This is a genomic window from Saccharothrix coeruleofusca (genome assembly GCF_014648515.1).
GTDB classification, from domain to species: domain Bacteria; phylum Actinomycetota; class Actinomycetes; order Mycobacteriales; family Pseudonocardiaceae; genus Actinosynnema; species Actinosynnema coeruleofuscum.
In genome coordinates, this window is the sequence record NZ_BMRG01000026.1 from 69,472 (window position 1) to 76,980 (window position 7,509).

The 7,509-nt window shown below is 72.1% G+C and carries 5 protein-coding genes; 1 reads left to right on the plus strand and 4 read right to left on the minus strand.

From position 1 onward, the window contains the following. Positions 1 to 257: 257 nt before the first annotated feature. Both IEZ00_RS33970 and IEZ00_RS33975 read right to left on the minus strand, forming a co-directional pair. On the minus strand, positions 258 to 923 hold the full coding sequence (locus IEZ00_RS33970; protein WP_189227483.1) for an acVLRF1 family peptidyl-tRNA hydrolase: 666 nt from the start codon (positions 921 to 923) through the stop codon (positions 258 to 260). After that, positions 920 to 1,486, minus strand: a complete 567-nt coding sequence (locus IEZ00_RS33975; protein WP_189227484.1) for a hypothetical protein — start codon at positions 1,484 to 1,486, stop codon at positions 920 to 922. Before IEZ00_RS33975 ends, IEZ00_RS33970 begins: the two co-directional genes overlap by 4 nt. 308 nt (positions 1,487 to 1,794) lie before the next feature. Here IEZ00_RS33975 and IEZ00_RS33980 point away from each other — a divergent pair, with 308 nt between their 5' ends. Further along, on the plus strand, positions 1,795 to 2,769 hold the full coding sequence (locus IEZ00_RS33980; protein WP_189227485.1) for a helix-turn-helix domain-containing protein: 975 nt from the start codon (positions 1,795 to 1,797) through the stop codon (positions 2,767 to 2,769). 70 nt (positions 2,770 to 2,839) lie between these two features. On the opposite strand, the gene IEZ00_RS33985 is transcribed toward IEZ00_RS33980, so the two are convergent. Together IEZ00_RS33985 and IEZ00_RS33990 are read right to left on the minus strand one after the other, a co-directional pair. Next, positions 2,840 to 5,644: a S8 family serine peptidase gene (locus IEZ00_RS33985; protein WP_189227486.1), complete on the minus strand. Its 2,805-nt coding sequence runs from the start codon at positions 5,642 to 5,644 to the stop codon at positions 2,840 to 2,842. A gap of 143 nt (positions 5,645 to 5,787) precedes the next feature. Beyond that, positions 5,788 to 7,362, minus strand: coding sequence for a deoxyguanosinetriphosphate triphosphohydrolase family protein (locus tag IEZ00_RS33990; RefSeq protein WP_189227487.1), 1,575 nt, complete (start codon positions 7,360 to 7,362; stop codon positions 5,788 to 5,790). Positions 7,363 to 7,509: the final 147 nt, after the last annotated feature.

Consider the following 7,509-nt stretch of genomic DNA (forward strand, 5'->3'; position numbering starts at 1 on the left):
TCGTCGCGATCGGCTCCACCGTCGTGGGCACCGGCCGCGTCTCGCCTCCCTGGCCGCTGGCCAGCGCGGGCACCGCCACCGCCAGCCCGCCGATCACTACGGCACCCGCCGCCAGCACGAGTCGTTTGCGCACATCAGCTCCTCGGTTCTGCGCGCCACCGCTCTCCGGTGACGCCCTCACCCGTATCCATGCGGTGGGGGTCGCCGGGGGTTGTCACGAATTTCGGACTTCTCCAGCAGCCGCTTCAACGGCCTGCTCAGCCGCGCACGACGACCTCGACCGCGCGGGCCCGCCGGGCCGCCTCGTCCAGCACCGCGCGCCGGGGTTCGGCCACGTCCAGCACGCGCGGGGAGGCCAGCGTGAAGACCTCGGCCAGTCGCCGGTCGGCGCGCAGCGCGTCCAGCGCCTGCCGGTCGCCGCCGAGCACCACCGCGTCCAACTCGCCCACGCGCGGGGCCAGCACGCGCGCCGCGTCGTCGGCCGCTGCCCGCAGGGCCACCCGCGCCTGCCCTTCGCGACGGCGGGCGAAGCGCTGCTGCGACCACCCGCCCGCCTTGTTGCGCCCGTGCACCTGGCGGCTGTCGGTGGCCGAGACCACGACTTCGCCGTCCACCGCGACGCCCACGCTGTGCCCGCCCAGCCGGACCAGCAGCAGACCGATCCGGCGCGACGCGCTCGCGTTGTCGACCAGCGGTTCGACGACCAGGCCCTCGTGCTCGCCCACCGGCGAGAACCCGCCGAAGGCGGCCGACACCGAAGCCGTGGCGCCGTCGGCGGCGGTCACCACGATGCGGTGAGCCGTGACAGAGGTGGAAACCGCACCGGAATGGCGGTCACTGAACCGGGCGAACCAGCCCGCCAGGCGTTCCGGTTCCACCTCGACCGCGCGACCACCGCCCGCCACCGGGCGGACCCGGCTCATCCCGGTGCGACCGCGATCCAGATCGGCAGCGGGTGACCGCTCTCCACCGGCGCCAGGCGTTGCACGTGCCCGAAGCCCGCGGCCGCGAGCTCGTCGGCGATCTGCTCCGGGGAGAGCACGCGGTGCCGGGTCAACACCGTGTTCGCCACCTCCCAGGTGCTCTCGCCGCGCACCAGCTGGACGACTTCCAGCGCGTAGGACTCGCCGTCCGGCGCCCAGTCCCACAGCTGCACGGTCACCTGCCGGTCCTTGCCGCGCCCGGTCACCCTCGGCGGCGGCGCGGTGGGCCGCAGGCTGCGCAGCTTGTCCAGCTCGGGCACCGCGGCCACGAGCAGCCCGCCCGGCCGCAGGATGTCCCTGGCCAGCCGCAACGCCTGGGACAGCGCGTTCTCGTGGGCCAGCCGGGGCAGCAGGTCGTCACCCGCCCGCACCACGTCCACCCGCGTGCCCACGTGGCGCACCGCGTCGAGCAGGTCGACCACCTCGTAGCGGCCGGCGCCGAGCACGGCGACCGCCACTGCCACGAGCGGGTCCTCCGGGGCGAGGTCCTGGGCGGTGGTCACCGGGCACACAGTAGGGCCAACCGATCACCGCGCCAACGGCCGGGGTGTGCGCCTCACCGCCCGCCATCACACCGTCGGACGAGTCCCCGGCGCGGTGTGGTAAGCGTCGCCCACGAGCCGGGTGCGCGATGTTACCGACGGGTTCACAATGGGTGAAACAACTGTGATCACCACTTGACAGACGAGTGCCGCGCCAGTGAACTCGTAGCCCGTATGGCCCAATGATTGACTCCACCCGGAAGGCACCACCGCACTGCGTTGGCGGGTAGGGTCACTGGGGCGTGATCTCATGACAGCGGGGAGTCACAATGACCAACGCTGCCGGTCGACCCAACCTGTCCGTCGACGACCTCGACTCGACGGGCCACGGCAGTCTTGCGCAGCTCCTGACCACGGGGCCCTTCCCCGAGGCGCTGAGAGCCGCCATCAAAGCGAGCAGGTTGAGCCTGGACCGCATCCAGCACCGGCTGGCGCTGCGCGGGGTCACGATCAGCGTCGCCACCCTCAGCTACTGGCAGTCCGGCCGCCGACGCCCGGAGCGGCCGGAGTCGCTGGAGGCGCTGCGCCACCTGGAGACGGTGCTCGGCGTGCCGCAGGCGGGCCTGTCCGCCCTGCTGGGCCCACCGCGCCCGCGCGGCAGGCGGTCCCGGCCCACCACGATGATGCCGATCGACGCGCTGTGGGCGCGGCGCGAGCGGGTCGCCAACCTGCTGACCAAGGTCGACACCTCCTCCGACGTCAAGCTGGGCCGGATCAGCCAGCACGACCGCATCGAGATCGCCGCCGACGGCGGCCAGCGCTCGGCCTGGGTGCGCCAGATCCTGCGCGCGGAGCAGGACGGCCCGGACCGGTGGGCGCTGGTCTACGAGACCGAGTCCGACGTGCTGCCGCAGGTGACGAACCTGCGCAACTGCCACCTCGGCCGGGTCGCCGAGGACACCGACGCCAACATCATGGTCGCCGAGATGATGTTCGACCGGCCGCTGGCCAGGGGCGAGACCATCATCATGGAGTACGAGCTGCAGTTCGCCGAGGGCCACTACCCGGCGGGCAACAACACCTTCGCCCGCAAGTTCCGGCTGCCGGTGCGCGAGTACGTGATCGAGGTCCGCTTCGACCCGTCGTACCTGCCCTCGCGCTGCCAGCAGTTCAGCGTGCCCGCCGGTGACGACACCCCGTCGCGGCGGCGCAACCTCGCGCTGGACAGCTCCGGCGGCGTGCACGCGGTCGCGCTCGGCTTCGGCCCCGGCGTGTTCGGCATCCGCTGGGAGTGGCCGAAGTAAGAACCCCGCGACAACGCGCAGCGGCCCCCGGGGGAATCCCCTCGGGGGCCGCTGCGGTCTCAGGACAGGATCACACGTAGCCGGCGGCGTGCAGCGTCACCGAGCGCACCGAACCGCGGTCGGACGCCGCGACGTCGACCACCTTGAACGTCCACGTGCCGTCGGCGGGCTCCGCCAGCAGCGCGCTGAGCGGGGTGGCGGGCTTCCAGCTGCCCGTGAACGGAGCCAGGTTGCTGGTCACCGACGAGAACGCGGCGGTGGCGGTGTCGGTGAAGACCACCTGGCACAGGTTGCCGCCGGTGCCGCCGGAGCGCTGGAACAGCGTCGCCGTGGCGCCCGAGGGCGAGGTCAGCGTGCCGACCAGGTCACCGACGAAGGTGTGGTCGATGCCGACGGTGGTGGCCCCGTCGGCGGTGGTGCAGGTCGCGCCGTCGACGGACAGCGACAGCTGCGACGCCCGGCCGATCCCGCTGACCGGGAGCTGCACCGACACGCCGGTGGGGTCGTTGTCCGGGATGGCCACGACCGGGCCCGCGTAGGCGAAGTGCTTGACCTCCCGCGACGGCTCGCCCACCGTCAGCTGGAACGACGTCGCCGTCGGCGAGGTCGCGCCCGCGTAGCTGACCCTGGCCTCCAGCTTCACCGACGTGCCGATCGCCTGCGCGGCGGGCACGGTCACCTTGAACGTGTTGACCACGCTCTGGCCGACCTCGATGTTGCCGTAGTAGCGCGAGCGCGGCGCGATCGTCACACCCGCGGTGGGCGAGGTGAGCACGACGCTGGTCGACGCGGCCATGCCGTCACCGCTGTTGAGCACCGGCAGGGTGATCGTCGAGGTGGTGCCCGGCTTGAGGTAGGCGCTGCCGTCGGCGTCGTTGCGCACGCTCGGCGCCTGCGCCTTGGCCAGCGGCTGCGGGCTGGCACCGGTGTAGGCCAGCGCCAGGTCGGCGCGCACCACGCCCGCGCCGGTCCGGTTGTCCGCGCCCGCCTCGGCGATGTCGATCGCCGTGGCGGTCAGCGCCTGCTTGACCTCGGTGGTGGACAGGCCGGGGTTGCCCGACAGGATCAGCCCGGCGATCGCCGCGGCGTTCGGCGCGGCCGCCGAGGTGCCGAAGAACGGGTTGAAGCCGGACACGCTGGTCTGCACGCCGTCGGCGGCGGTGATGTCCGGCTTCTGCCGGACCTCCTCGCGCGGCGTGCCGTCGGGCGCGAAGAACACCCGGCGCGGACCGTCGGAGGTGAACCGCTCGGGCTTCTGCGCGCCGTCGAAGGCGTTGGGGAACGGACCGCGCGGGTTGGCCGGGTCGCCCGCCTCCAGGTCGAACGGCAGCGGCGTGGCCGCAGGCGCGGCCGCGACGCTGATCGCGCCGTTGGCCGCGGAGTGGCCGCGGGTGACCCCTGGCGTGGCGAAGCCCTTCAGGCCGTCGGAGGAGTCCTTGAACCGGCCGCCGAGGGCCGACAGCGCCAGGTACTTGTCCTCACCGCGGAACTTCACCACGGCAAGGCGCAGGCCCGAGCCGCTGGCCGGGGTGTTGATCCGCTCGTACGGGTCCTGCGTGCCGTCCTGGACGTTCTGGCTGGACGTCACGACGTTGCCCGACGAGTTGACCAGGTACAGGTCGTAGTCGTTGAACGACCGGGTCAGCGGGTCGGACCAGAACAGCGTCACCGGGACGTTGGTGGAAGCCGCCGACAGCGGGTTGAACACCTGCTTGGCGTTGGGGTCGGGGTTGAAGTCGTGGGCGGTGCCCGCGAACTTGCCGACGCCCACGCCGGAGTCGACGAACTGGCCCTCCCAGTGGCCGGAGGTGCCGTCGGCGACGTTGCCCTCGTTGCCCGCCGAGGAGAAGAACAGCGCCCCGTCGGCCGCGACCGCGTCCACCGCCTGCGCGATGACGCCGTCCTGGAACGGCGACTCGTTGAAGTAGAGCACGTCGTCCACGATCACGTCGCAGCCCAGCCGGAAGCGCAGGGCCTTGATGTTGTCGGCGAAGCTGGCGTCGCCGTTGAAGGCGGTGGCGAAGCCCAGGCTGGCGTTGGGCGCGATGTCGTGCAGGATCTCCAGCATCGCGGTGCCCTCGTCGCCGCTGCCCTCCTGGCCGGGCACGACGTCGACGGCGGGCAGCTCGCCGGAAGCCTGCGACAGCTCCAGCGAGTCGACGCCGTCGGACAGCGCGCACAGCTTCACGCCGGTTCCGGTGACGTGGAACTGGTCGCGCGCGGTGTCCGCGGCGTGGGCGCGGTCGCCCTCGCCGGTCTTCGCGGCCTGCACCGAGGCGATCGCCCGCTGGGTGCGGGCCTCGATGTCCTTGGCCTTGGCCTCCTTGGTGGCTTCCTCGGCCTCGGACTCCTTGGCCTTGGCGTTGCGGTCGGCCTGGTGGAACGTCTTGGCCTCCACGGCGGTCTCGACGCGGCGCACGTCGCCGCGCTCGGCCAGCGGGCCGACGGCGGCGAGCGGGAGCTGGGCGCGGACGGTGCGCCCCTCCGCGGAGACCGACCGGATGCCGCCGCCCGCCCCGCGGACGGCGTTGACCAGGTCGTCGGTGACCTTGTGCGCGCGGATGTCCACCAGCACGGTGTCTCCGCTTTGGACCTCCACCCCGGTCTGGAGGGAGGGAAGCTTGTTCCGGGTGCTCACGTCGGCGCGTCGTCGCTGCTCGACGATCAGAGCGCTGTCCACTTTGGTCTCGGCGGCGGAGAGGGACTTCTTGATGTCCTGCAACGCGGCGATCTGGGCCGCGGTCTTGTCCTCGACGCCCTTCGTGGCCCTGGTCGGGTCCGCGGTGGCGGGCGTGGTCGTGGCGAAGAGCGTCAGTGCCGCGGTTCCCGCGGCGATCAGCGCGTTTCTTCGAATACGGCGGTTCGGTGAGCGCACAGGCGTCTCCCCCACTTCAAGCGTGCCCCCGACGCACGCGGCCAACGATCGGATGTCTCCGATCGAGCGTCAACTTATTGCGCATGGACAAGTACCGTCTGCATCCGTTCGGCCTACTTCGCGAACGACCTTCACGATCACATTCACAGAACGAAGGCGTCCGTCCACAGTTGACCGGTTCGTCCCGACAGCGCCTCCAGCAGCGCCGCGGCCTGGTTGTCGGTCAGCGAGGCGATGAAGTCGACCACCGCGCGCCCCCGCGCCAGCGCCCGCACCGCGTCCGGCCCCGACGGCACGTCACCGGTGGCCCCCACCAGCGCGGACGGCTCCGTGCGGGCCAGCTCGGCGTACTCGTCGCCCGCCAGCTCCACCAGGTCGTGCAACCTGCGCGGCAACCGGTTCGCCTCGTGCCGGTCGGTCACCCACTGCTCCAGCGCCTCGACCAGCGCGGTGAGCAGCCGGGCCTGCCCGCGCTGGTGCAGCGCCAGGTCGGGGCGCAGCAGGACGAACCTCCGGTGCACGAACTTGAGCACCTGGACCTCGTGCCACTGCCGCGGCGCGAGCACGACGTGACCGGAGCGCGTGGAGGGCTCCTCGATCACGCCGACCGCGTCGACCAGCCTGCGGGTCCAGCGCGAGGAGAACCCGGCGACCGCCTGCTCGGCCTCCACCGAGCCGTCGAACGGCACCGCCAGCAAGCCGTCGACCAGCTCGGCCCGCACCTTGGCCACCGCCGCGGCGAACGCCTCGTCGTCCACCGCCCAGGAGTCCTTGGCGTGCAGCCTGCGGCGCAGCATCTCCAACGACCGACCGGGGCGGCGCTCCTGAGCGCGCAGATCGGCGGCGTCCAGGGACGCCAGCTCCAGCGCCTGGTCGAGCCAGGTGCCCAGCTCGGCGGAGACCGTGGCGTGCTGGAGCACACCCACGCGGTGGAAGTCCTCCAAGTCGTGGATGGCGTAGGCGATGTCGTCGGCGGTGTCCATCACCGACGCTTCCACAGTCTGCTGCCAGGGTTCGAGCCTGCCCGCGAAGAACTCGCGGGCACCGAGCACGTCCGGCAGTTCGGTCACGTAGGCGGAGAACTTGCTCGACCCGGTCCCAGGGGCGTCCGGCGGCTCGGCAGCGCCTCGCGGCGGTGCGGCGAGGTCCCTCGGGTGCGGAGTGGGAAAGGCCAGCCGCGTCCACGGGTACTTCAACGTGGCCGCGCGGACCGCGACGGTCAGGTCCAGGCCCAGCGCCGCGGGGCCGCGCACGTCCGTCGTGGTGATGATGCGGAACGACTGGGCATTGCCCTCGAACCCGTCGGAGAGCCCGAACCGGTGCCGCGCGAGCCGGTCCAGCACCTGCTCACCGAGGTGACCGAACGGCGGGTGCCCCAGGTCGTGCGCCAAGGCGGCGGCTTCCACGACGTCCGGGTCGCAGCCGCCGAGCTTGTCCAGCACGCTGACCAGCTCCGGGCGGGCCGACAGCCGCTCGGCGATGGCGCGAGCCGCCTGCGCGACCTTGAGGCTGTGGGTGAGGCGGTTGTGCACCAGCAGGCCCGAGCCGGTGGAGCTGACGACCTGGGTCACGCCCGCGAGACGGGCGAAGAAGGGTGAACTCGCGACCCGATCGCGGTCGACGCGGAACGGGCTGGTGGCCAGGTCGGCCGGGACGGGAGTGGTGCTGTGGCCACCGGACCTGCGCTGCGCTCGGGGATCGACCTGCTCGTCGTGCATGAGCAAACGCTAGTCGTTGCGCGACCCCGAAGCAGCTCAGGAACGCGAAAAGCCCTGTGGGGCACCCGGAAAAACCGGGTGCCCCACAGGGAAAGAATGTTCGGCGGCGTCCTACTCTCCCACACCCTCACGAGTGCAGTACCATCG